We start from the raw sequence: 22,708 nt of genomic DNA, 5'->3' as shown, positions 1-22,708 counted from the left end.
CGCGGCCACACCCACTCAATAAATGCCTTCAGCAGACGCCAAATGCAGCCTTACCCACGGCATCACCACTTCAGTGGTCAATGGCGCCAGCAGCGTTTCAGCATCATCCAGATCCACCCATTTCATTTCGGCAATTTCCGCCTGCACCTGCGGCGCCTGCTCCAGCTGCACATGGTAGACATAGCTGACCAGCAGGTGATCCGGCTCATTGGCAGCCTGAGTTTCAAAGCGCCCTAGATAATGCTGAATCCTGGCTGCGCAGCCCAGCTCTTCGGCAATCTCCCGGACAATCGCCTGCTCCGGCAGTTCATCCGGCTCCAGTTTTCCGCCCACCTGCATAAAGCGGGCGGTATGCTTCTTGCGCACCAGCAGCAGCTGATGCTGTTCATTCAGCACAATGCCGGCCGCCACAGTAATCACTTTCATGCCTGCTTCACCAAATCCTGCTGATCGGCAATGCCCCATTTCGGCTGCGGCGGCTGATAGTCTTTGAACTGCGCCAGAATTTCCTCAATGCTCTCTGAGACCACCAGGCCGCTGCTGAAGCGCTGATGGGTAAAGCCTTTATCCGCCGTCATCTGAACGAATTTCAGCAGGTCATCATAAAAGCCTGCGGTATTCAAAAATGCGCAGGGCTTTAAATGGATGCCCAGCTGCGCCCAGGTCCACTGCTCAAAAATTTCTTCCAGCGTGCCGGCGCCGCCCGGAATCGCGATAAAGCCATCCGACAGTTCAGACATCAGGGTTTTGCGCTGATGCATATTTTCCACCACATGCAGCTCGGTCAAATGCGGATGCGCCAGCTCGCGGTCTACCAGCTGCTTTGGAATGACCCCGATCACCTTGCCGCCGGCCTGCAGCGCGCTGTCCGCCACCATGCCCATCAGGCCCGAGCGCCCGCCGCCGTAAACCAGCGCAATTCCGTGCTGCGCCAAAGTTTTACCGGCCAGTTGAGCCGCCTGCAAATAAACCGGGTCAGAGCCAAGCGCCGAACCGCAGAAAATTGCTATAGAATTCATCATTTATCACCGTGTTATCAATCTGTCATGCTGCTAAAATAAACTTCGCAGAGTTTTTTTAATAAAATAGCCATTCGAGCAGTGTATTTGTTGAAATCCTTGTCTAAAATACACGCATTCATTCACACATACTGCGCAAGGGAGAAAAAACGGCATGCTTGAAGCCTTTTACGCCACAGAGCGCGGTAGCCTGGAAGACGCCACCATCAACGGCGGTTTTGACCTGCATCCTGACTTGGTTTGGCTGGATCTGATTGCGCCGTCGCAGGAAGAGCAGCAGTGGATTTTAGACGCCTATGATCAGAATCTGCCGACCCTGAAATCGCTCGAAGACATTTCCTCTTCAGCCCGATTCTACCGCGATGATGACGGCATTTTGCATATCAGCACGTATTTTTTAACGAAAAATAAAAATTTTCAGGTGGACGGAGAAACGGAAGAAAATTCCAGCATTCTGGCCACCGTGCAGACCGTTGCATTCATCCTGCATAAAGAGCGCCTGTTTACCCTGCGCGGCGAAAAGCTGGTGGCCTTCCGCGCCTTCCGCGCCCGCGCGCGGCGCAACGACTATGAAATTGACTATAAAGAGCCGACGTGGATTCTGCTTGGCCTGCTGGAAGCCAAGCTGGATGAGCTTGCGGATATTCTGGAAGATATCCACAAGGATCTGGAAAAATACTCCACGGAAGTGCTGAACAACCGCCACCGCGAAATGATTTTAGATCTGGATGACATGATTACCCGGCTGGCGCAGCTGGAAGACATGCTGGGAAAAGCCCAGCTGTGCCTGATTGACCTGCGCCGCGTGCTGACCTTCCTGTCGCGCCCGCGGGCCTTGGGCAGCCATATTTATGATGCGGATATCCGCGAGCTGAGTGAAGACGTGCGCTCGCTGGTGGAGCATGACGCCTTCCTGTTCCAGAAAGTGCGCTTCCTGCTGGATACTACCTCAGGATTCATCAACACTGAACAGAATGACACGATCCGCCGCTTCTCGATTTTGCCGAGCATGCTGGCGCCGCCCATGCTGATTGCCAGCATTTACGGCATGAATACCGAAGTGCTGCCCTTTGCCCACGGCACCACCAGCTTTGTCATTGTCAGCCTGATTTTAGTCGCCTTCTTTGTCGGCCCGATGATTTATTTCCGCTGGAAAAAATGGATTTGAGCCAGCTTTGCAGCGCTGCTTAGCCATCGCCGCAGCAAACAAATGGAAACTGCCAAGCCGAAAAAAAGCGCCCTCAGGCGCTTTTTTTATGCAGCTTAAAGCAGCTGCAGGTCATTCTGCAGATGGCAGGCCTGAATAATATTCAGCATCTTTGCCGGGACGGCTTTAAACTGCAGCCCCCGCGCATCCGGCGTCTGGCGCAGCCAGCGCACCAGCACCGCCAAAGCCAGCGTGCTGCCCTGCTCCAGCTGCGATAAATTTACCACAACCGGAAAGCGGGCCTGCGCCTGAATTTCCTGCAGGCCTTTGCGGTAATACTGCTCAGCATTGCTGTAGTCAATTTTCCCGCAAACATGCAGTTCCTGCTGATCAAATTTAATCATACGCCGCCTATGCTATTTTTTCTTTTCTACCGCTGCTTCCGCATCCGGCTTAAAGTTGGCAATCGCCTTATCCAGATTGCCGCCGTTGCGCTTCACTGTAGCTGCGAACTGATTGCGGAACTGCAGGCCAAGGTCAATGCCGGATACATTGATGTTGCGGATTTTCCATTGTGAGCCTTTATCGGCCAGCTGGAAGGACACAGGGATTTTTTCGCCATTGTTGTTGAAATCAATGGTCACCACCGGATTTTTGCTGCCGGTATCCTTATAAGGGCGCATGCTGTAAGTCTGATTGCTGAACTTGGCGAAAGCGCTGCCGTAGTTTTCAATCAGCGTTTCGCGGAAGTTGCGCTCAAACTGGGCGCGCTGCGCCGCGGTGCTGTACTGATTGGTCGCATAAGTACCCATCACAATGCGGGTGAACGACTGCGAGTCGATATACGGATCAAGATTCTGGCGCACAATGGCTTTGACCGCAGCAGGGTTATTCTGCAGCTTGCCGTGATCCGCTTTCAGGCGTGAAATCAGGCCATCCGCAACTTTTTTAACAAATGCAGGCGGCGTTTCAGACGGCGCAGCGAAAGCTGTCCCTGCAAGCATTGCCGAAAGAATGCTTGCTGTAAGCGTCTGTTTAAGTAAAGTCTTCACGCAGATATCTCCTCAAATAATTATTCAACAAATGCAGGTTCAGAATCGGCGGCGTCAGCAGATGCCTTGCCCTGCGCCGGTTTGCTGTCTGCATTTTCTGCCGGCTTGCCTGCGCCGCCGGTTACAAATTTAGTCACTAAATCTTCAATTTCCATGGTGCCCTGAGTGTTGGCAATCCGGTCGCCGCGCTTTAAGTAGTTCAAGCCGCCGCCCGGAATGATTTTCAGGTATTTTTCACCCAGCAGGCCATTGGTCGCCACCATAATGTAAGCATCTTCATCAATATTGGTGATGGATTTCATGTTGGCGGTCAGCTGCTTTTCCATGTCTTTTTGCTGCGCAGGATCAGAGGCTTCATAATCTGAACTGTAGCGCAGCTCTTCCAGCGCATCTTTCTGCACCTGCTTCAGCTGCTCATCGTTAAAGGTGGTCAGGCTGCCGTCCATGGTCATATGCACGGTGGCCAGGCGGGTCACCGGATCCAGCGCAATCGAATCGACCTGCCCGACTTTGACCCCGCTGAGCGTCACTTTCGCGCGCGGCTTGATGCCGTTGACATTTTCAAAAACCGCGCTCATCGGGTAGCCGTCTTTCAGGTTGCTGCCCACCAGGCCGCTGACGCGCATGGCCAGGAAAAATAGCGCGATGCCAAACAGAATGACAAATATGCCGACAGCCAGTTCACTTGCGCGTGATTTCATTAAACACCTCCAAACATGACCGCAGTCAACACAAAATCAGAACCTAAAACACACAGCGAAGAATACACCACCGTACGGGTGGTCGACGTCGCAATTCCTTCGGATGTCGGCTCACAGGCGTAGCCCTGGTAAACGGCGATTCCGGTGCAGATGAATGCAAACACGAAGCTTTTAATAATCGTGCCGTTGAATACATCTTTATAGAACCGGACCGCATTTTCCATGCCGCTCCAGTAAGCGCCTTCATCCGCGCCGAGGAAATCCACCCCGACCATCTTGCCGCCCATAATGCCGACCGCAGCGAAAATCACCGAGAGCATCGGCAGGCTGAATATCCCGGCCCAAAGGCGCGGCGAAATCACCCGCTTCAAGGGATCGACGCCGATCATTTCCATGCTGGACAGCTGCTCCGTGGCTTTCATCAGGCCAATTTCCGCAGTCAGCGCAGATCCGGCGCGGCCGGCAAACAGCAGCGCCGCCACAACCGGCGCCAGCTCGCGCAGCAGCGTCAGGGACACCGCGGCGCCCAGCATGGCTTCACTGCCGAAGGTCACCAGAATGCTGTACATCTGCAGCCCCAGCACCGCGCCGATAAACAGCCCGGAAACCACAATGATCAGCAGCGACATGACGCCGACGCGGTACATCTGGTAAATGAACAACCGGACGCCGAGCCATGTCGGCAGCGACAAAATGACCTGCAGCAGCATCAGCGTGGCTGTGCCGATTCCCCGCACACGCTCAATAACGCGCCGGCCCAAGGAGGCGATTGCATTCATGAACGGACCTCATGGCTTAAATAGGGTTGTTGACTGAATTGATAATCCACCGGGCCTTCCATCGAACCGGTCAGGAACTGCTGCACAAAAGGCGAAGCATTGGCTTTCAGCTGCTCAGGCGTCCCTTCGCCCTGCACTTTGCCTTCCGCCACAACATAAATGTAATCGGCGATTGAAAGCGTTTCCGCCACATCATGCGAAACAATAATCGTGGTCAAGTCCAGCGCTTCGCGCAGCGTCCGGATCAGCCGGGTCAGCACGCCCTTTACAATCGGGTCCTGGCCGGCAAAAGGCTCATCGTACATGATCAGCTCCGGGTCCAGCGCAATGGCGCGGGCCAAAGCCACGCGGCGGTTCATGCCGCCGGAAAGCTCAGACGGCATCAGGCTTTCAGTGCCGCGCAAGCCGACTGACTCCAGCTTGAGCGCGACAATTTCCGCAATTAAATGCTCCGGCAGCCGGGTATGCGCGCGCAGCGGAAAAGCGACGTTTTCATATACAGACATATCGGTAAACAGCGCGCCGCTTTGGAACAGCATGCCCATTCTGGCGCGGGCAGCAAACAGCTCCTGCCGGCTCATCAGGCCAATATTTTTTCCGTCCAGGCGCACTTCGCCCTGATCCGGCGTCAGCTGGCCGCCAATCAGGCGCAAAAGGGTGGTTTTCCCCGTACCGGAAGGCCCCATAATTGCGGTAATCTGACCGCGGCGAATGCTTAAACTGACATTGTCATAAATGATCCGCTCGCCCCGCTTAAAGCTCAAATTCTTCACTTCAATAAGTGACTGAGCCTGATCAGGCATTTGATTATTCATAGCTGAGCGTTTTCCTGCATTTTTTCAGCATGCATACTATAAAGGATTAAAGCTCAAAATGTTACCATTCCGCGTAAACAGTTTTTTGCCGTTTGGAAAGATCTTGCGGTTATTTTTGTATTGTTCTGAATGGCTGCGCTCAGTTCAGCTGGCGCTTAGCCAAAATAATTGTACACATAGTAAATCAGATTGCATAAAAATAAAGTCAAACCGATGTAGGGCATAAGCACCTCGTACAGAGCTGTTTTTCTTAGGGAAATAGGTGGGCTTTGCATAATTATCAGTAAACGCCAAAAACTTGAACCAGTATACATTTTTATTTCAAAAGGTAAAACCAGCGCCCATAAAAAAACCGGTGTAAACACCGGTTTTTTCAATTCAAGGCTAAATTTAAAATTTAGTCGTTAAATTTGCGGCGCGGACGGTCTTCACCGAACGCTGGGCGCTCACCGCGCGGCTTGTCATCAAAGCTGCGGCGCGGACGGTCTTCACCGCCGAATGAACGCTTAGGACGGTCACCGAAACCGCCGTCACGGCGCGGCGCAGGACGGTCACCGAAGTCGCGCTTCGGACGGTCGCCGAAGCTGCCTTCGCGGCGCGGCTTGTAGTCTACGCGGTTGCCGCGGTTGTCATCATTTGAATCAAAACGCGGCTTGTCATTGAACCCGCCTTCGCGGCGCGGACGGTCGCCGAAGTCACGCTTTGGACGGTCATCGAAAGAGCGCTGCGGACGGTCGCCGAAGTCGCGCTTTGGACGGTCATCAAAAGAACGCTGCGGACGGTCGCCGAAGTCGCGCTTTGGACGGTCATCGAAAGAACGCTGCGGACGGTCGCCGAAACCGCCTTCACGGCGCGGACGGTCTGAGTTGAACTCGCGGCGCGGACGGTCTTCGCCGAATGCAGGGCGTTCACCGCGCGGCTTGTCATCGTAGCTGCGGCGCGGACGGTCATCACCGCCTTCGCGGCGCTTGAAGTTGCTTTCGCCTTCAAAACGGCGACCGCCGCCAAAACCGCCACGACCGCCGTCACGGCCACGGCCACCGCCATTACGGCCACGGCCGCCGCCATCACGGCCACCGCGCGCTGGCGGCGGAGACGGCTCAAGGCCTTCAATTTCAGATACTTCTAAACGCGCATCCAGGTAATCTTCTAAAGCGCGGATTTTGCCGCGTTCGCGGTAAGTCGCTAAAGTGATCGCTTTACCGGTACGGCCAGCACGGCCAGTACGGCCAATACGGTGCACGTAGTCTTCGTTCTTCATCGGAAGGCCGAAGTTGATTACGTGGGAAATTGTCGGCACGTCAAGGCCGCGCGCTGCAACGTCAGTCGCAACCAGGATTTTTGCACGGCCTTCACGGATGCTGCGCAGGCGGCGGTTACGCACAGTCTGCGGCATCGCGCCATGCAGCGCTACAACTGAAAGGCCAGCTTCTGCAAGCTCTTCAGCCAGCATGTCTGTATCTTCCTGAGTTGAAGCGAAAACTACAGCCTGATCCAGATCTTCTTCACTTAACCAGTGCGTCAGCAGTTTCTTCTTGTGCTCAAAACCGTCAGTCCAGTGCAAAGTCTGGGTAATGTCAGTATTTGTAGAATGGCCGGTTTCAATCGCAATACGCTGCGGATCATTCATCATGCGCTCAGCAAGGTTGATGATGCGCGGCGCGAATGTTGCAGAGAACATTAAAGTCTGCTTGCGGTTTGCAGCCAAGTCGCTGATCGCTTCAAGGTCTTCAGAGAAGCCCAGGTCAAGCATGCGGTCAGCTTCATCCACGATAAGGGATTCAACTTTATCCAGCTTGATTTGACGGCGGTTAACCAGGTCAAGCAAACGGCCCGGAGTCGCAACAACAACTTGCGCGCCTTTAAGCTGCTGGATTTGCTTGCCGAAAGGCATGCCGCCCATGATCGCTGCTACACGCACGCCTTTCATGTGGCGTACAAATGCAATCGCGTCCTGGCAAACTTGCTGCGCAAGCTCACGCGTTGGCGAAATCACCAGAATAGAAGGCTGAGTAACAGCTTTCATGCGCTCTTTAAACGGCACGAAAGTTTCCTGACCCGCTAAAGCGTTCAGTGTAGGGAGTAAGAAAGCTGCAGTTTTACCTGAACCTGTCTGGCTTGATACTAAAAGGTCTTTGCCTTCTAAAGCCGCAGGAATAGATTGTTCTTGCACAGGAGTAGGTGCAGTAAAACCAAGAGTCTCAAGCGCTTGTTGCAGCGACTCGTCTAAAGAAAAATCAGCAAAAGTTTTGCTCATAGAGATATTCACCCTAATGTGGGTGCTCCATTAAATATATGGTCTGTTGGACATCGGCAAAAAGCGGCACAGCAATAATCGCTGAAAATATAGAATCAGCGGCGATCCGAGAACGACGATGCGTATAACGCACATTTGATTACAGCCGCAACCTGAAGGAATCGCTTAAGCGATTGGGTGGGGCGCGAAATAATGTCCTCTCTTTGGACCGGACGCGCATACACAATGATAGAAGAGAATGTTCAGGTAATGAACGAAATTTAGTGCGTGGGCGGATTATAGCAGGATATTTTAAAAAGTCACCTATTTTAGTCAGATTGCTGCAATATTTTCTCAAATACTGAATAAATGCGGGTTTCCGCTTGGTTTTTTTGACCATCCAGAAAAGTTTTCCAGCGCTGCCGGCCGGCATTCAAGCCTTTCTTTACCTGCTGAAATTCATTCACGGGGTGTTTTTCCGGCTGCATGATCCGCCGGCATCCGTTTTGAGGCTATTTCCAGGCTGCCGGATGCATAAAAAAACCCTCACGCATGAGGGTTTTCATAAATTCAGACGGCTTAAGCCGGAAGCTTACTTGGCAGCGTCGCCCCAGGCTGGAACAACCGCCTGCATCAAAGGCTTCAGCATTTTCATGGAGCAGGCAACCACTTGGCCATTGTCCATAGAATTTGAGCCGCCGCGCGCATCAACCACTGTGCCGCCCGCTTCTTTCACAATCAGTTCACCGGCTGCGATATCCCAAGGCTTTAAGCCCAGCTCGAAGTAGCCGTCCAAACGGCCGGCAGCCACATAGGCCAGATCCAGAGCTGCGGAGCCTGAGCGGCGGAATTGCGCGCCCGCTTCAGTCACGTTCAATAATGATTCAAAATGATTTTTCGCATAGGAAACAATTTCACCGCCGCGTTTAGCGCGGTAAGCATGGCCCACGCCGATAAAGGTTTTTTCCAGGCTGTCTTTCACATTTACCCGGATGCGGCGCTGGTTCATCATTGCGCCGCGGCCGCGGCTGGCAGAGAACAGTTCGTCTTTTACCGGGTCATAAATTACGCCGTGCTGCGTTACGCCTTTGTGCTGAACAGCAATAGAGACGCAGAAATGCGGGAAGCCGTTAATGAAGTTCAGGGTGCCGTCAAGCGGGTCAATCACCCAGCACCAGTCGGCGTCGTGGCCCTTGCCTTCCTGCATGCCAAACTCTTCGCCCAGGAAGCTGTGGTTCTTATAGCTTTTGCGCAGGGTGTCGATAGTCAGCTGTTCCAGGTAGCGGTCTACGCGCGTTACCGGGCCGTCTATGCCTTTTTCTTCGACTTGCAGATCGAGCTTATGACGATTCTGATGCGCTTTTAAAAGCTCTTGACCAACTAATTGAGCCGCACGCGCAGCCATCACCACCATAGGTTCCATTGAACACCCACTACAAATTTGAAGACACTGATAAAGAATAATGCATAAAAGCCCGCATATTTTAGCAAATATCCGGGCTTTTAGGGGAAAAAAATGTTTCTAAAATTCAGAAGCGGCTTAGGGCGCCGTATGCATGACTTTCAGCCAGGCCTGTTCAATTGATTTTTCAATGCCTTGCGCGTCCAGGCCTGCCTGGCGCAGCATCTGGCTGTGGGCAGCCTGCTGCATGAAAGTGTCATCCAGACCCAGATTGCAGACCGGCTTCACGATTTGCGCTTTGGCCAGATATTCATTCACTGCGCTGCCTGCACCGCCCATCACCGCATGCTCTTCCACGGTTACAAACAGCGCGGTGCTGTCGGCAATGTCATCCAGCAGCTGTTCATCCAGCGGCTTGACGTAGCGCATATTGACCACGCGCACGGCGGCTTCATGCCGGGCAGCGAAAGCCTGCGCGGCCTCTAAAGCCGGCTGCACGCGGCTGCCGAAAGCCAGAATGGAAATGCAGTCTTCATGCTGCTCATTCAGCAGCGCCAGCACTTCCGCCTTGCCGATTTCCATCGCCGTCAGCTGGCTGTGCACCTGCACGCCCAAGCCGTTGCCGCGCGGATAGCGCACCGCAGCCGGGCCGTTATGCAGGTAGGCGGTATGCAGCATCTGGCGGCATTCGTTTTCATCTTTAGGCGCCATAATCACCATATTCGGAATGGTGCGCATATAGGCGTAGTCATAGGCGCCGGCATGCGTCGGGCCGTCTTCGCCAACCAGCCCTGCGCGGTCAATGCCGAAGGTGACATCCAGATTCTGCAGGGCAACATCATGCACCAGCTGGTCATAGCCGCGCTGCAGGAAGGTCGAGTAAATCGCCACAACCGGCTTCAAGCCCTCACAGGCCATGCCGGCAGCCAAAGTCACCGCATGCTGCTCGGCAATCGCCACATCAAAAAAGCGCTCCGGATACTGCCGGGCGAATTTCACCATGCCCGAGCCTTCGCACATTGCCGGGGTAATCGCCAGCAGGCGCTCATCCTGCGCAGCCTGATCGCACAGCCACTGGCCGAACACATCGGAATATTTCGGCGCTGTCTGAACTGCTGCCGGCGCGTTGATTTTGCTGATGGCGTGATATTTGATCTGATCGGCTTCGGCCGGGGCAAAGCCCTTGCCTTTTTTGGTATAGACATGGATCAGGCGCGGGCCGGAACGCTTTTTCAGCGCCTGAAAGACCTGCGCCAGCTGATTGACGTCATGGCCGTCAAATGGGCCAAAATAGTCAAAGCCGATGGCTTTGAATAAATTATCGGCGGCGTCCGTGGCTGCGCTGTGCTGGCGCGAATTGTAGGCCCATTCCGGATGCGGCTGCACATAGGCTTCGCCTTCATCTGAAATATTCACCGACTGGCCGCTTTCCCAAATTGAAGCCAGATGCTTGGCGAAGCCGCCGGTGCTGCAGGAAATGGACATGTCATTGTCATTCAGCACCACAATAATGTCGGCATTGTGCGCAACCGCATCATTCATGGCTTCGAAAGCCATGCCTGCAGTCATGGCGCCGTCGCCGGCAATCGCCACCACATCGCACGGGTCTTTCTGATAGCGCCGCGCCAGGGACATGCCAAGGCCGGCGGAAATTGCGGTGGATGAGTGCCCCACGCCAAAGGTGTCAAATTCAGATTCGTCACGCGCAGGAAAAGCCGCCAGGCCGCCCTGCGAGCGGATGGTCACCAGCTGCTCGCGGCGCCCAGTCAGGGCCTTATGCGGATAGGCCTGATGGCCGACATCCCAGATTAAGCGGTCATGCGGTGTGTTGAAGCAGTAATGCAGCGCAACGGTCAGCTCAATTACGCCTAAGTTCGCGCCGAAGTGCCCGCCGCTTTGCCCGGCCGCATACAAAATGAATTGACGCAGCTCATCCGCCACCTGCTCAAGCTGACTGCGTTCAAGCAAACGGAGCTGCTGCGGATGATCAATGCGATCCAGCAGCGGTGTATTCGGACGTTGAGACGGTATTTCTGTATACAGCATAATATGGCAAAGCCTTCTAAAGCCTGGCAAATCCTAAGCTAGGTCAAATGGATATCCGATCATATCTTCGGATTGTATCACCTGCAATCAGCCATATTTCTAGCGTTGCAATTTTGAACAGCACTCAAAACCGGGTGTTTGTTGAATGGTGGAGATTATCCTGAATAATCTTACTGTTTATCAACTATTATCGTTCGCTTTATACAAAAAAGAAAATGTTCTGCATAAATTCATGGCCGCAATTCTGCCAATGCCCAAGCATTACGCTATACTTTAGTCAATTTATGCATGAAGAAACGGGTTTGACTGTGCCTATAGAATTTGTCGCAACCTCCAGACTGCCTACCGCATTCGGTGAATTTAAAATTACGGTATTTCAAGACCCTAAAACCGGCGAAGAACATGTGGCACTCTCTAAAGGGCTGGATGCGCCTCCGGCCGGGCCGGTGCTGGTGCGCATTCACTCCGAATGCCTGACCGGCGACGCCTTCGCCTCGCTGAAATGCGACTGCGGCCCGCAGCTGCAGGCCACGCAGAAGCTGATTAATGAAGCCGGCCAGGGCGTGATCCTGTACCTGCGCCAGGAAGGGCGCGGCATCGGCCTGACCAATAAAATCCGCGCCTATGCGCTGCAGGATCAGGGCCATGACACGGTAGACGCCAATTTAATGCTGAATCTGCCGGCGGACGCGCGGCGCTATGACATGTGCACCATCATGCTGGATCACCTGCAGGTTAAGGAAGTCCGCTTAATCACCAACAATCCGCTGAAAATTAAAGCCTTGACCGAACAGGGCATCAATGTGGTTGACCGCGTGCCGTTAACCGTCGGCTTGAATCCGTTCAATGAACAGTATTTGAAGACCAAGCATGAGCGCATGTCGCATATGTATGAGCAGGATGACTTTTAAGCTGATGCGTTGACTAAAGGCTGGAAATTCCCCCAGCCGCGCGCAGCGGCTGGGCCGGCTAAAGGCTCAGCAGGGCAAAAACGGCCGCCGCGGCAATCAGGCCCAAAGCCGCGCCGATACTGGTGCCGCCGGCTGCGCGGATATGATCTTCGGCATAGGCCGGCGCCTGGCGCTGGATGGCTGCGATTTTCCGTTCGGCAAAATGCTTATACAGGCTGTTCGACATCAGGCCGAAAAAAACCGCCAGCCCGATGCCGGAGCCATGGCCTTCAACTTCCAGCGCAATTTCAATCAGGCTGACCGCAATGATCAGACCCAGCGCCGCGAAACCGTACAGATACATTTTGCGGTAAAACAGCCAGATCACGCCAAAGAAAAATGCCCCGATATTGAAGCCGGACAGCAGCTTTTTCGGCGTGATTGCTGCAAACCTGGCCTGATAATAGCGCTGATATTTTTCCCCGACAAACAAAGCCATCAGATGCTCCTGACTGGCCTGCCGGCCCGGCTGCGCGGCGGATTCAATACCCGGCGGCGTCCAGGCGCCTTGATTCTGATTCATTGCTTCTTCCTATTATTTTTATTATTAAAGCCCTGCAGGCGGCTGGCGCTGCGCGGTTAAGCGCCGCTACCGCAGCACCGAATCTTCATGCAGCGATTCATTCAGCTGATCGACAATAATCGCCCACTCGCCATCCGACTTGATTTTTTCAGCTAAAAACTGGCGCTGCGCATCTGTCCAGTAATCCGCTTCGGTGATTTTGGTCTGCGCGCACAGCTGATGCGTTGCAATAAACAGCTCTATCGCGCCTTCACTGGAGTCCAGGCCCAGCTGCTCAAAAAGATTGGTCATTCTTGGACGTACACGCATGGCTTTTCTCCCCCTTGGATGATCTTGGCTGCCCGGCAGCTTTTATTCTTCCCTAAAGGATATAGCATGGAAGTCCGCCGCACTCAATTCCCAAAATTGGCGCTTAATATTTCAGGAACGGCATGCTCAGCATCAGCACAGCTACGGTCTGGGTAAACAGCCACAGCAGCGGCATGCTCCACGATACTCCGCCCGCCTCCGCAAACACTTCCGCGCTGTATTTAGGATCGCGCTGATAGGCCTTGACTTTCTGCGCAGCAAATTCCGCATACAAGCGCTTGCCCATGCAGCCTATGGCGATATTCGGCAGAAAGCCCAGCCACGCCGCATTCTGCACCGGCACGCCGATAATCTGGGCCACAAGGCCAATGAATATGGCGAAAACAACGGTGACAAAAAAGTAAGCGTACATTTTCCGGTACAGCAGCCAGTATGCGCCGAAAATCAGGCCCTCCCAGCTGAATGCATTTTTCTTTCCATCGGCCGGCAAATAGGCCTGCGCGCGCGGCCCGATAAAAGCTGCCAGCAGCTGTGTTTTTGATGCGTCCGCATTCATGTTGAAATCCGCCTTCTCTGTGTTATGGCAGCCACGGCGCAGAGCTGCGCGGTGGCCTGTTCAATTTGCCGGCGCTGCGGGGCAGCTTCGGCCTGCTGCGCTTAAATCGACCAGTCCTGAATTTCCCAGCCCTGCGCCTTGGCCAAGGCTTCCAGGCGCTCATCCGGGCAGACCGCTATGGCGTGGTCTGCATGCTCCAGCAAGAAACGGTCATTGATGGAGTCTGAATAGGCCCAGGATTCAGCCACAGCGCGGCCCTGCAGCCACTGATCCAGGCGCGCCAGCTTGCCTTTCTGGTAGCAAGGGGTATTGATCACCTTGCCGGTGTATTTGCCGTCCGCGACTTCGGCATTGGTGGCGATGATTTCCGTAATGCCGAACTCGCGGAAAATCGGCGCGGTAATAAAGTCCGAGGTTGCGGTAATGCCGACCAAAGCATGCCCTGCCTGCTGATGGCGCTGAATGGCCTTAAAGCCTTCCGGGCGCATTTGCGGGCGGATGACTTTCTGCATAAAGCGCTGATGCAGCTCGGTCAGGTAAGCATTTTCATGCTGGGTCAAAAACTCAAATACGAATTCGTTATAGGCAATCGGGTCGAGCTGCCCGGCCTTGTAGTCTTCATAAAATTTATCATTCATGGCGCGGTGGCGGACTGGGTCAACCAGGCCTTCATTGACCAGAAATTCCCCCCATGAGTGGTCTGAATCTGTATTTAATAAGGTGTGATCAAGGTCAAAGAGCGCCAATTTCATGAAAATACTCGTAAAAGCTGAAATTTAAGAAAAAAATTGTAAATCTATCTCCGCTAGTCGATAGAAATTCGTTAAGATCATAGCAATTTTAACATTATTTACACTTTGCATTTTCCGAGCTGGATGCAGAAATAACAATCCCCGGATGCAAAGTCATAAATTACACAATATTTAGGTAGCCAAATGATCGACTCAGAAGGTTTCCGGCCGAATGTCGGGATCATTTTGGCAAACGAGGCTGGACAGGTTTTATGGGCAAAACGCATTGGTCACAATGCATGGCAATTTCCGCAAGGAGGTATTCAGCATGGCGAAACCCCCGAACAGGCGCTTTTCCGTGAGCTGAGGGAAGAAGTCGGCTTATTGCCCGAACACGTCCAGATTATCGCGCAAACTAAAGGTTGGCTGCGTTATCGTTTGCCGAATCGATATATACGCCCGGATTCTGATCCGGTATGCATTGGTCAGAAACAGAAATGGTTCCTGCTGAAGCTGACCGCTTCAGCGCAGCATATTCAGCTGGATCTGTCCGATCCGCCTGAATTTGACCAGTGGCAGTGGGTCAGCTACTGGTACCCGCTCGGCCAGGTGGTGAATTTCAAGCGCGATGTCTACCGCAAGGCCATGGTCGAGCTGTGCAGCCAGCTGCCGGCAAAAAAACCTTGAAAAATCGCATTTAAGGTGCAGATTTTTGCGCCGTCTATTGATATAACTAAAGCGGATAACTCATTTTTTAGGAGCAGGCACGATGTCAAATATGCAGCTGGACACCTTGAGGCGCATTGTCCAAGAGATTAATGCGTCGGCCAGCCTGCATGAATCTTTAGACATCATGGTCAATCAGGTGGCTGAAGCCATGCATGTTGATGTCTGCTCCATCTACCTGCTGGATGAGCGCAACCAGCGCTACCTGCTGATGGCGTCAAAGGGCCTGAACCCTGAATCGGTCGGCCATGTCTCGCTGCACACCAGCGAAGGCCTGGTTGGCCTTGTCGGCCAGCGCGAAGAAATTGTCAATCTGGACAATGCGCCGAAGCATGAGCGCTTCCTGTACCTGCCGGAAACCGGCGAAGAAATTTACAACTCCTTTCTGGGCGTGCCGGTCATGTACCGCCGCAAAGTCATGGGCGTTTTAGTGGTGCAGAATAAAGAATCGCAGGATTTCAGCGAAGCGGCGGAATCCTTTTTAGTGACCCTCTGCGCGCAGCTGTCCGGCGTCATCGCGCATGCGCATGCCGTGGGCAATATTGACGTATTCCGCAAGCAGAGCAGCCTGCCGACCTATAAAACGTTTCAGGGCATCTCCGGTTCCGGCGGCATTGCGATTGGCCGCGCCGTCATCCTCTACCCGCCTGCAGACCTGGCCGCGGTTCCTGACCGTGAAGCCGATGACATCAGCGAAGAGCTGGAACTGCTGGATCATTCCCTGAATGCGGTGCGCCAGGAAATCCAGTCGCTGGACGACAAAATGCAGGACGCCTTAATGGCGGAAGAGCGCGCCCTGTTCAGCGTGTTTTTGCGCATGCTGGATGAAAATGCCTTGCCGGCCGAAATCAAGGCGGAAATCCGCGACGGCAACTGGGCGCAAGGCGCGGTGCGCAATGTCATTGACAAGCACATTGCCCTGTTTGCGCAGATGGAAGATGACTACCTGCGCGAGCGGGTGGCCGACCTGAAGGATCTGGGCCGCCGGATTCTGGCCTTCCTGCAGGAAGCCGATTCCGGCCACCGCGAACTGACCGATGAAAGCATTTTAATCGGCGAAGAAATTTCCACGGCGGCGCTGGTGGAATTGCCGGTGGATAAAATCGCCGCCATTGTCACCACCGAAGGCGCAATGAACTCGCATATGGTGATTGTTGCGCGCGCATTGGGCATTCCGACCGTAGTCGGCGTGACTGAACTGCCGATCAACACCCTGGATGACGTGGAAATGATTGTCGATGCGCATCAGGGCCGCGTGTTCATCAATCCGCCGCGGCGCCTGCGCACCCGCTACAAAGAGATTCAAAAAGAAGAAGAGCAGATTGCCAAAGACTTAAAACAGTATGAAACCAAAGACGCCATTACCCCTGATGGGGTCGCGGTCAAGCTGTACGTCAACACCGGCCTGATGATAGATGTGGTGCGCGGCGTGCAGCGCGGCGCCAAAGGCGTGGGCCTTTACCGCTCTGAAATTCCGTTCATGCTGCGCGACCGCTTTCCCGGCGAGGAAGAGCAGCGCCTGATTTACCGCCAGCAGCTGAGCCACTTCGCCAATAAGCCGGTGGTGATGCGCACGCTGGATATCGGCGCAGACAAAGACTTGCCGTATTTTTCCATTGAGGAAGAAAACTCCGCACTGGGCTGGCGCGGCATCCGCTTTACGCTGGATCATCCGGAAATTTTCTCTTCACAGATCCGCGCCATGCTGAAAGCCAGCATCGGCCTGAACAACCTGCATATCCTGCTGCCGATGGTGACCAGCGTCAGCGAAGTGGAAGAAGCGCTGTACCTGCTAGACCGCGACTGGCAGGCGGTGCAGGAAGAAGAGCAGGTGAAAATCACCAAGCCGAAAATCGGCATTATGGTGGAAGTGCCCAGCGTGCTGCTGCAGATTGAAGAGTTTTCGGAACTGGTGGATTTCTTTTCTGTCGGCTCGAATGACTTAACCCAGTATCTTCTGGCGGTAGACCGCAACAACCCGCGGGTTGCCAATGTCTATTCGCATCTGCACCCTGCCGTGCTGCGCGCGCTGACGCGCCTGGTGCAGGAATGCCATAAATACGATAAGCCGGTCAGCATTTGCGGCGAAATGGCCGGCGACCCGCTGTCTGCGGTGCTGCTGATGGCGATGGGCTTCAATACCCTGTCGATGAGTTCCAGCAATATTTTGCGCGTGCGCAAGGCGATTTGCCATGTGCCGATGAGTGATGCGCAGGAGCAGCTGGAGCGCGTGCTGAAAATGAGCAGCCCGCTGATGGTGAAAAGCTGGATGGAATATTATTTCAAGACCCACGGCCTGGGGGATATGGTGAAAGCTTCAACCCGGATTATCAGTGCTTAAGCGCCTATAGGCCGCAAAATAACGGCATTAAAAAAGGGAGATAATCATCTGAATATCTCCCTTTTTTGTGCTTGTCATAGCCGCGTTTTGCATTTTTCTTCCGGTCTGTAAAGACTTGGCTTTGGTTGACTTCATGCATGTGTTTAGCCACGAAGTTGTGAATCACAACTTTTGGCTCAGCTTTCTTCTTTGCCATTTTTTCACCCTGTTGATGTGATCATCTCGCTGATGATGCGGTAGAAAGTTTACGCCTTTTAGGACAGATTACAAGCGGTTTTGGATGGACTCATGCCTGACTCATCCGCTATTTTTCAATTCAATTTCAGATCAAAGCAATGCTTTATTTTGCATTGCCTTTGATCCATGGACTTGAAAGGCCGCTTAGAAATAAAACTGTTCTAACAATAAAATCATTGCAATCAACATCATCAATGCCCCTGACACTCGACTGACCACCTTCGCTGCTTGTGGACGCGTCCCCAAAACTTTTTGCGCACTAAATCCCACCAAGAAATAAACGGCCGCACAACTCATAAGGTGAATCCCCGCCAATAAAACAATTTGTGACGTTGGCGATAAAGAAGCTTGCGGGTCGATAAAGGGTGGCAATAAAGCTAAAAATAGCAGCAGAACTTTCGGGTTTAAGCCACTCAAGTAAACCCCTCGAATGTACCATGACTTTGAAGATGCGATGGCAATCTGATCGCTGCTAATACTCGCAGGACGCATCGACAGACTCAGCCCCATCCACAGCAAATAAACAGCCCCAACACCCGTGAGCACTTGAAGTAATACGGGCTGACTGGTCACCAATGTGCCCACACCCGCCGCAACAATGAGTGCTGCCATCAAATGCCCTGTTAATAAACCAGTCACCGCAGGCAAGACTCTTTTGCCTTGTATTCCCGACGAAATGGCATAGGCCCAATCTATACCTGGCGTCATCACAAACAGGATAGAAACACCCCAAAATGCAATCAAAATATTCAGTGACATCCCTTTCCTCTCTTATCCATCATCGTTTTTGAGCTTTGACCCAAACAAAAAATGATCTGCATCAAATAATTTTGAAAGGATATCCTTTAGGCTCTAAAATGTGCTTTCAAATATTTGTGCAGTAACGCCTAAAAAAGGGAGATTCTTCCACATGGATAAAATTGATAAGAAGATTCTTGCTGAACTGCAAGCTGATGGTCGTTTATCTGTTACGGAACTGGCCCATAAAGTCGGACTGAGTCTTTCGCCTTGCCATCGGCGAGTCAAAGCCCTAGAAGACGCTGGCATCATTAAAGGCTATCGCGCACAGTTGGATATCTCCCAACTCGGCTTGAATTTCTCCACCATTGTTTTTGTGACGCTCAAAAATGGCGATAAAGATTCAGTGCTGAGCCTTGAAGAAGCAATTCTTAAAGTGCCTCAAATTGTGAAAGCGCAGCGGCTTTTTGGCGACCCCGACTACTTGCTGCATGTCGTGACCTATGACTTGGAAAGTTATCAAAAACTCTATGATGAGCACTTGTCTGCATTGCCCAATGTGCAACGTCTCATCTCCACCATGGTGATGAAAAACATTATTTCCAATCGTAGTGTCTTATTCTAAATAAACAGTCTTTTGAATCAGCTAAACATCTGTAATTGATCTGTCTTTTTATAAATGACTTTGCTATTTCAAGCAGATCCGTCCTGCTCTGAATTTAAGTGCAAATCTTATTATTCCTCACCATTTTTTTGTTTGCTTACACTGATAAAAGCGCTAGATTAAATCTTAATCACATACAAAATAAGAGCATTACCATGCCACTCGAAAAAGACAAAAATGCAACCATTGTGGTCAAAGATACACCTGACCAAGAAAAGTATGAGTTTCTAAAAGAAAAAATTCGTTATAAACAGGCCTTGCGCGAAAATTCAAAAAAAATTGATCATCAAAAAGTCCGACTGAATATTCAAGCCGATGCGCTACCCAGCAAAACCTTTTTTATTATGAATGCCTTGGCCGCCGTCATTGCAGGCTATGGACTACTTTCCAATTCGGCTGCGGTGGTGATTGGCGCGATGCTAGTGGCGATGATGTTAGGCCCCATTTCTGGGATTGCTTTGGCTTTAATTGATAACCGCTGGCTGCTGTTTAAAACTGCGCTGTCCACTTTACTCCTTGGCGTTGCCATGATTTATAGCATTGGGATCGTGATCGGTTTAGTAAACTATGACCTGCCCATGACCAATGAAATTCTATCGCGCACGCAGCCAACCATTTTAGATTTGATGATTGCTTTAGCGGGCGGCGCAGCAGGTGCTTTTGCCTCGGTATCACCTCGCCTGTCTGTGGCCGTGGTGGGCGTTGCCGTTGCGACGGCTTTAGTTCCGCCCTTGGTGGCCAGCGGGATTTTATTTGCGCATATGGAATGGAAAAACTCAGCCAATGCGTTTTTACTGGCAGTGACCAACATCTTCGCCATTCAGATTAGCTCATCTTTAGTCCTTTGGATTGCAGGCTTTAGACGTGGTTCCAGCGAAGAAGTGCAGAGTAATGTCAAAGAGTTTCTCAAACGCAATGCTATTAGCCTAATGTTCTTGGCACTTTTAGGGATATATCTCTCACTCAACTTTTATGCGCTGCTCAATACACGGCTGTACGAAAGCAATACCGAAGCGACCATTAGCACCGAACTGAACCATGCCAATAATATTATTGATACCATCCAATACGATAAAAGAGATGATTTCACTTTAGTCCGCGTCTCTATCCGTGGAAATATCCCGCCTAGTCCAACGCAAATTGCAGCACTCAATCAAAAGCTGCTGCCAGACTTGAACGATAACCCAAGTATTGTCCAAGTCCGCTTTATTCCGATTGATATTATTCAGGCTGAGGACAGCCCCAACGTCAAACTCGAACAAGATGAGGCGCAAAAGCTTTCCGTACAATAACGAGCTTTAAGCTGCAAATGCTCTATGAAGCAGTCGTTCTACATCGGGTTGTTTCATCTCAAGCATCCCGACAACCCGACCATGAAATGGACTATAACGGCTTTGAATAAAGCCATCAGCCACATAGTCTGGTGCATGCCGCTTTAGCAGGACTGCTTGAGCCAAAATGACTAAACGGCTGACCAAACTGCGCCCCATAAATTGCAGCTCTTCAGGTGTCTGCTGAAACAAGTGAAATAAACTTTGCAGCTCTTGCTTCAACTGGTCATCTTGCATCGCGGTGGATGCTAAATCTTGAAACAAGATTTCAATCGACTCTACATCACGGCTAATGGCACGCAACACATCCAAACACATGACATTGCCTGAGCCTTCCCAAATGGTATTGACTGGTGCTTCTTTAAAAATGCGCGCCATGATGCCGTTGTCGACATAGCCATTGCCCCCAAAGACTTCCATCATCTCTCCAGTCAGCTCAACTGCACGTTTACATACCCAGAACTTCGAAACTGGGGTCATAATGCGTTTCCATGCTACGGACAATGCGTCATCCGCTTCATAGCAATGTGCAAGATGGAAACTGAGTTGCATCGCTGCTTCCGTTTCTAAGGCTAAATCTGCCAGTACCGCTTGCATCAAAGGCTGCTGCGCTAAATGTTTGCCAAAGGCTTTGCGCTGACGGGTGTAAGCGATGCACTGTACCAAAGCCTGACGCAGCATCGCTGTACTGCCCACAGAACAGGTCAGACGGGTGTAATTCGCCATTTCTATAATGGTGGGAATACCGCGCCCCGCTTCCCCAATCATAATGCCCCACGCGTCGTTAAATTCGACTTCGGAACTGGAGTTGCTACGGTTGCCCACTTTGTCTTTCAAGCGTTGCACATGAATTGGGTTCTTGCTGCCATCCTCTAGCCAACGTGGCACAAAGAAACAGGCCAAACCATCTTGTTCCGTCTTTGCCACCACCAAATGTGCATCACACATCGGTGCAGAAAAAAACCATTTATGCCCTGTGAGCAAATAAGCTTGTCCACGCCCCGACTCTGCGACAGGTACTGCAATGGTTTCATTGGCACGTACATCCGAACCGCCTTGTTTCTCAGTCATGCCCATCCCCAACCAAATTGATTTTTTTTGGCTGATGGGTATATCACGTTCATCGTATTTGGTCGAAAGTAACTTATCGCCGATTTTGGCCCACAGTTCAGGCTCACGTTGAATCAGTGGAATACTGCCTAAGGTCATCGAGTTTGGGCACAAATTTCCACACTCGACCTGCCCTGCCAAATAAAAACGTGCTGCCCACTCGACCCATTTTGAGGATGAATAGGAATGATTAAACGGATGTGCATGGGTATCGAACTGACGATTCAGTCCCATCCATTTATGCCATGCAGGATGAAACTCGATAAAGTCTTTACGACGTCCGCGAGCATCGAAGGCATGTAAAATAGGTGTATGCCTATTGGCCAGATCGGCATAATCATAATATTCCGCAGAGCCGACGACTTTGCCCATCTCTGTGAGTCTGGCCTGATCCTGACTGCCATAACGGGCGAGAATTTCCCGTAAAACGATATCAGTTTCAAACAGATTGTAATTTTCCAGTTCATCAAACTGATTGCTGATTTGATGGGTCATCCATGCCGTATTCATATTACTTTGCTCTTGTTATGCTGTGCTTTTCATTTCAGTATAGAGAAAAATTGAGTCTGCCATGTTCAGCTTTGTGCTATGAAGAATCCTGAGATCCAAGTCCGCCGTAGACCGCGCCAGTCGCGAGCTAAACTCACCCAAGAAGCTTTGCAGGAAAGTTTTGTTCGGCTTTTGCATGAGCGTCATGCGCACGAAATCACCATTCGGGAAATTACCGACGTGGCAGGTGTCGGTTTAGGCACTTTTTATGAATACTTTTCAAAGAAGGAAGATTTAGTTGCATTGACCATTCACCAGCATGTGAAAAGTAACGCGGAAATGCTAAAAAGTTATGCACAAAACCTGATGGAGTTATCCACAAAATTAACTTTTGAGGGCTATTTACAGCAGATTATTCACTTTCAGCTTGAGCAGATTCAGACTCGACAGTTTCTCTGGGCTCAAACTTTTTTGCTGGAACGACAGGTGTCGAATATTGAAAGTTACCGTAAAAGTTATGCCATGATGGTGCAGATGTGGCGCAGAATTCTTGAGCCTTATATTGAAAATGAAGTGCAACTCCAGCAAATAAGTTTAAATGTACAACGTGTGTGTTATGGCTTTGTGTCGCAGACATTATTGGTTGAGCCAGAGTTTGAAGAGTGGATAATGTTGGAGGGAGAGATTCTTCAAAGTTTAAATTTGAATAAAAACAGCTTTTTTTAACTTAAAGATCCTTTTTGATTGGCAAAACATAATAAAACTACTTACAAAAAGAAATTTTTTTTCAAATGGGCTTTCCCTTA

25 protein-coding genes are annotated in these 22,708 nt (G+C 51.6%); 7 read left to right on the top strand and 18 right to left on the bottom strand.

Annotated features, from left to right (window positions below; genetic code table 11):
• Positions 1–15: 15 nt before the first annotated feature.
• A complete protein-coding gene (locus BEN74_RS12825; RefSeq protein WP_068909617.1) occupies positions 16–426 on the bottom strand; it encodes an NUDIX hydrolase in 411 nt (136 codons plus the stop codon).
• Positions 423–1,019, bottom strand: coding sequence for a TIGR00730 family Rossman fold protein (locus BEN74_RS12820; RefSeq protein ID WP_068909926.1), 597 nt, complete (start codon positions 1,017–1,019; stop codon positions 423–425). The genes BEN74_RS12825 and BEN74_RS12820 overlap by 4 nt, the downstream gene beginning before the upstream one ends.
• 154 nt (positions 1,020–1,173) lie before the next feature.
• Between BEN74_RS12820 and BEN74_RS12815 the strand changes: the two genes are divergently transcribed.
• Positions 1,174–2,187, top strand: a complete 1,014-nt coding sequence (locus BEN74_RS12815; RefSeq protein ID WP_068909619.1) for a CorA family divalent cation transporter — start codon at positions 1,174–1,176, stop codon at positions 2,185–2,187.
• 95 nt (positions 2,188–2,282) lie between these two features.
• On the opposite strand, the gene BEN74_RS12810 is transcribed toward BEN74_RS12815, so the two are convergent.
• The 9 genes from BEN74_RS12810 to dxs all read right to left on the bottom strand — a co-directional run bounded on the left by BEN74_RS12810 (position 2,283) and on the right by dxs (position 11,197).
• The gene (locus BEN74_RS12810) at positions 2,283–2,570 is read right to left on the bottom strand and encodes an STAS domain-containing protein (RefSeq protein ID WP_068909621.1); all 288 of its coding nucleotides are present in this window, start codon (positions 2,568–2,570) and stop codon (positions 2,283–2,285) included.
• 12 nt (positions 2,571–2,582) lie between these two features.
• The gene (locus BEN74_RS12805; protein ID WP_068909623.1) at positions 2,583–3,218 is read right to left on the bottom strand and encodes an MlaC/ttg2D family ABC transporter substrate-binding protein; all 636 of its coding nucleotides are present in this window, start codon (positions 3,216–3,218) and stop codon (positions 2,583–2,585) included.
• Positions 3,219–3,238: 20 nt separating this feature from the next.
• Complete coding sequence (locus BEN74_RS12800) at positions 3,239–3,919, bottom strand: outer membrane lipid asymmetry maintenance protein MlaD (protein WP_068909627.1); 681 nt, start codon at positions 3,917–3,919, stop codon at positions 3,239–3,241.
• The gene (gene mlaE / locus BEN74_RS12795) at positions 3,919–4,698 is read right to left on the bottom strand and encodes a lipid asymmetry maintenance ABC transporter permease subunit MlaE (protein ID WP_068909630.1); all 780 of its coding nucleotides are present in this window, start codon (positions 4,696–4,698) and stop codon (positions 3,919–3,921) included. The genes BEN74_RS12800 and mlaE overlap by 1 nt, the downstream gene beginning before the upstream one ends.
• Positions 4,695–5,513 carry an ABC transporter ATP-binding protein gene (locus tag BEN74_RS12790; RefSeq protein ID WP_068909632.1) on the bottom strand — a complete coding sequence of 273 codons (819 nt, stop codon included), beginning with the start codon at positions 5,511–5,513 and terminating at the stop codon, positions 4,695–4,697. The genes mlaE and BEN74_RS12790 overlap by 4 nt, the downstream gene beginning before the upstream one ends.
• 397 nt (positions 5,514–5,910) lie before the next feature.
• On the bottom strand, positions 5,911–7,770 hold the full coding sequence (locus BEN74_RS12785) for a DEAD/DEAH box helicase (protein WP_068909635.1): 1,860 nt from the start codon (positions 7,768–7,770) through the stop codon (positions 5,911–5,913).
• Positions 7,771–8,078: 308 nt separating this feature from the next.
• Positions 8,079–8,237 (bottom strand): hypothetical protein, encoded by a 159-nt coding sequence (locus BEN74_RS19475; RefSeq protein ID WP_162898188.1) that lies wholly within the window; start codon positions 8,235–8,237, stop codon positions 8,079–8,081.
• Positions 8,238–8,341: 104 nt separating this feature from the next.
• Positions 8,342–9,172, bottom strand: coding sequence for an inositol monophosphatase family protein (locus BEN74_RS12780; RefSeq protein WP_068909637.1), 831 nt, complete (start codon positions 9,170–9,172; stop codon positions 8,342–8,344).
• A gap of 117 nt (positions 9,173–9,289) precedes the next feature.
• Complete coding sequence (dxs, locus tag BEN74_RS12775) at positions 9,290–11,197, bottom strand: 1-deoxy-D-xylulose-5-phosphate synthase (protein ID WP_068909639.1); 1,908 nt, start codon at positions 11,195–11,197, stop codon at positions 9,290–9,292.
• Between the two features lie 308 nt (positions 11,198–11,505).
• Between dxs and ribA the strand changes: the two genes are divergently transcribed.
• Positions 11,506–12,108, top strand: coding sequence for a GTP cyclohydrolase II (ribA, locus tag BEN74_RS12770; protein WP_068909928.1), 603 nt, complete (start codon positions 11,506–11,508; stop codon positions 12,106–12,108).
• A gap of 58 nt (positions 12,109–12,166) precedes the next feature.
• Here ribA and BEN74_RS12765 read toward each other — a convergent pair whose 3' ends face one another.
• The 4 genes from BEN74_RS12765 to BEN74_RS12750 form a co-directional block, all read right to left on the bottom strand.
• The gene (locus BEN74_RS12765; RefSeq protein ID WP_068909642.1) at positions 12,167–12,670 is read right to left on the bottom strand and encodes a DUF2628 domain-containing protein; all 504 of its coding nucleotides are present in this window, start codon (positions 12,668–12,670) and stop codon (positions 12,167–12,169) included.
• Positions 12,671–12,736: 66 nt separating this feature from the next.
• On the bottom strand, positions 12,737–12,979 hold the full coding sequence (locus BEN74_RS12760; RefSeq protein WP_068909644.1) for a DUF2789 family protein: 243 nt from the start codon (positions 12,977–12,979) through the stop codon (positions 12,737–12,739).
• Between the two features lie 103 nt (positions 12,980–13,082).
• The gene (locus tag BEN74_RS12755; protein WP_068909646.1) at positions 13,083–13,535 is read right to left on the bottom strand and encodes a DUF2628 domain-containing protein; all 453 of its coding nucleotides are present in this window, start codon (positions 13,533–13,535) and stop codon (positions 13,083–13,085) included.
• 101 nt (positions 13,536–13,636) lie between these two features.
• On the bottom strand, positions 13,637–14,287 hold the full coding sequence (locus BEN74_RS12750; protein ID WP_068909648.1) for an HAD family hydrolase: 651 nt from the start codon (positions 14,285–14,287) through the stop codon (positions 13,637–13,639).
• Between the two features lie 183 nt (positions 14,288–14,470).
• Here BEN74_RS12750 and BEN74_RS12745 point away from each other — a divergent pair, with 183 nt between their 5' ends.
• Complete coding sequence (locus BEN74_RS12745; RefSeq protein ID WP_068909650.1) at positions 14,471–14,953, top strand: RNA pyrophosphohydrolase; 483 nt, start codon at positions 14,471–14,473, stop codon at positions 14,951–14,953.
• An 82-nt stretch (positions 14,954–15,035) separates the two neighbouring features.
• Positions 15,036–17,333: a phosphoenolpyruvate--protein phosphotransferase gene (ptsP, locus tag BEN74_RS12740; RefSeq protein WP_068909652.1), complete on the top strand. Its 2,298-nt coding sequence runs from the start codon at positions 15,036–15,038 to the stop codon at positions 17,331–17,333.
• Positions 17,334–17,337: 4 nt separating this feature from the next.
• Here ptsP and BEN74_RS12735 read toward each other — a convergent pair whose 3' ends face one another.
• Together BEN74_RS12735 and BEN74_RS12730 are read right to left on the bottom strand one after the other, a co-directional pair.
• A complete protein-coding gene (locus BEN74_RS12735) occupies positions 17,338–17,529 on the bottom strand; it encodes a hypothetical protein (protein WP_068909654.1) in 192 nt (63 codons plus the stop codon).
• Positions 17,530–17,714: 185 nt separating this feature from the next.
• The gene (locus BEN74_RS12730; protein WP_068909656.1) at positions 17,715–18,329 is read right to left on the bottom strand and encodes a LysE family translocator; all 615 of its coding nucleotides are present in this window, start codon (positions 18,327–18,329) and stop codon (positions 17,715–17,717) included.
• 151 nt (positions 18,330–18,480) lie between these two features.
• On the opposite strand from BEN74_RS12730, the gene BEN74_RS12725 reads away from it, so the two are divergent.
• Both BEN74_RS12725 and BEN74_RS12720 read left to right on the top strand, forming a co-directional pair.
• On the top strand, positions 18,481–18,933 hold the full coding sequence (locus BEN74_RS12725) for an Lrp/AsnC family transcriptional regulator (protein WP_068909659.1): 453 nt from the start codon (positions 18,481–18,483) through the stop codon (positions 18,931–18,933).
• 194 nt (positions 18,934–19,127) lie between these two features.
• A complete protein-coding gene (locus BEN74_RS12720) occupies positions 19,128–20,264 on the top strand; it encodes a DUF389 domain-containing protein (RefSeq protein WP_068909661.1) in 1,137 nt (378 codons plus the stop codon).
• Positions 20,265–20,270: 6 nt separating this feature from the next.
• Here the strand turns inward: BEN74_RS12720 and BEN74_RS12715 are convergent, their stop codons facing one another.
• Positions 20,271–21,923: an acyl-CoA dehydrogenase family protein gene (locus BEN74_RS12715; protein WP_068909664.1), complete on the bottom strand. Its 1,653-nt coding sequence runs from the start codon at positions 21,921–21,923 to the stop codon at positions 20,271–20,273.
• Between the two features lie 78 nt (positions 21,924–22,001).
• On the opposite strand from BEN74_RS12715, the gene BEN74_RS12710 reads away from it, so the two are divergent.
• On the top strand, positions 22,002–22,628 hold the full coding sequence (locus BEN74_RS12710; protein WP_068909666.1) for a TetR/AcrR family transcriptional regulator: 627 nt from the start codon (positions 22,002–22,004) through the stop codon (positions 22,626–22,628).
• Positions 22,629–22,708 lie beyond the last annotated feature (80 nt).

This window comes from Acinetobacter sp. WCHAc010034, assembly GCF_001696615.3.
Lineage (GTDB): Bacteria > Pseudomonadota > Gammaproteobacteria > Pseudomonadales > Moraxellaceae > Acinetobacter.
The sequence above is the reverse complement of the archived record's forward strand: the minus strand, read 5'-3'. Positions and strand labels throughout refer to the sequence as shown.

What these genes read in the sequence shown, in the direction of transcription:
- BEN74_RS12825 (WP_068909617.1), bottom strand. Translation starts at nt 426, where the DNA reads ATGAAAGTGATTACTGTGGCGGCCGGCATTGTGCTGAATGAACAGCAT.
- BEN74_RS12820 (WP_068909926.1), bottom strand. Translation starts at nt 1,019, where the DNA reads ATGAATTCTATAGCAATTTTCTGCGGTTCGGCGCTTGGCTCTGACCCG.
- BEN74_RS12815 (WP_068909619.1), top strand. Translation starts at nt 1,174, where the DNA reads ATGCTTGAAGCCTTTTACGCCACAGAGCGCGGTAGCCTGGAAGACGCC.
- BEN74_RS12810 (WP_068909621.1), bottom strand. Translation starts at nt 2,570, where the DNA reads ATGATTAAATTTGATCAGCAGGAACTGCATGTTTGCGGGAAAATTGAC.
- BEN74_RS12800 (WP_068909627.1), bottom strand. Translation starts at nt 3,919, where the DNA reads ATGAAATCACGCGCAAGTGAACTGGCTGTCGGCATATTTGTCATTCTG.
- mlaE (WP_068909630.1), bottom strand. Translation starts at nt 4,698, where the DNA reads ATGAATGCAATCGCCTCCTTGGGCCGGCGCGTTATTGAGCGTGTGCGG.
- BEN74_RS12790 (WP_068909632.1), bottom strand. Translation starts at nt 5,513, where the DNA reads ATGAATAATCAAATGCCTGATCAGGCTCAGTCACTTATTGAAGTGAAG.
- BEN74_RS12785 (WP_068909635.1), bottom strand. Translation starts at nt 7,770, where the DNA reads ATGAGCAAAACTTTTGCTGATTTTTCTTTAGACGAGTCGCTGCAACAA.
- BEN74_RS19475 (WP_162898188.1), bottom strand. Translation starts at nt 8,237, where the DNA reads ATGCAGCCGGAAAAACACCCCGTGAATGAATTTCAGCAGGTAAAGAAA.
- BEN74_RS12780 (WP_068909637.1), bottom strand. Translation starts at nt 9,172, where the DNA reads ATGGAACCTATGGTGGTGATGGCTGCGCGTGCGGCTCAATTAGTTGGT.
- dxs (WP_068909639.1), bottom strand. Translation starts at nt 11,197, where the DNA reads ATGCTGTATACAGAAATACCGTCTCAACGTCCGAATACACCGCTGCTG.
- BEN74_RS12765 (WP_068909642.1), bottom strand. Translation starts at nt 12,670, where the DNA reads ATGAATCAGAATCAAGGCGCCTGGACGCCGCCGGGTATTGAATCCGCC.
- BEN74_RS12760 (WP_068909644.1), bottom strand. Translation starts at nt 12,979, where the DNA reads ATGCGTGTACGTCCAAGAATGACCAATCTTTTTGAGCAGCTGGGCCTG.
- BEN74_RS12755 (WP_068909646.1), bottom strand. Translation starts at nt 13,535, where the DNA reads ATGAATGCGGACGCATCAAAAACACAGCTGCTGGCAGCTTTTATCGGG.
- BEN74_RS12750 (WP_068909648.1), bottom strand. Translation starts at nt 14,287, where the DNA reads ATGAAATTGGCGCTCTTTGACCTTGATCACACCTTATTAAATACAGAT.
- BEN74_RS12745 (WP_068909650.1), top strand. Translation starts at nt 14,471, where the DNA reads ATGATCGACTCAGAAGGTTTCCGGCCGAATGTCGGGATCATTTTGGCA.
- ptsP (WP_068909652.1), top strand. Translation starts at nt 15,036, where the DNA reads ATGTCAAATATGCAGCTGGACACCTTGAGGCGCATTGTCCAAGAGATT.
- BEN74_RS12735 (WP_068909654.1), bottom strand. Translation starts at nt 17,529, where the DNA reads ATGGCAAAGAAGAAAGCTGAGCCAAAAGTTGTGATTCACAACTTCGTG.
- BEN74_RS12730 (WP_068909656.1), bottom strand. Translation starts at nt 18,329, where the DNA reads ATGTCACTGAATATTTTGATTGCATTTTGGGGTGTTTCTATCCTGTTT.
- BEN74_RS12725 (WP_068909659.1), top strand. Translation starts at nt 18,481, where the DNA reads ATGGATAAAATTGATAAGAAGATTCTTGCTGAACTGCAAGCTGATGGT.
- BEN74_RS12720 (WP_068909661.1), top strand. Translation starts at nt 19,128, where the DNA reads ATGCCACTCGAAAAAGACAAAAATGCAACCATTGTGGTCAAAGATACA.
- BEN74_RS12715 (WP_068909664.1), bottom strand. Translation starts at nt 21,923, where the DNA reads ATGAATACGGCATGGATGACCCATCAAATCAGCAATCAGTTTGATGAA.
- BEN74_RS12710 (WP_068909666.1), top strand. Translation starts at nt 22,002, where the DNA reads ATGAAGAATCCTGAGATCCAAGTCCGCCGTAGACCGCGCCAGTCGCGA.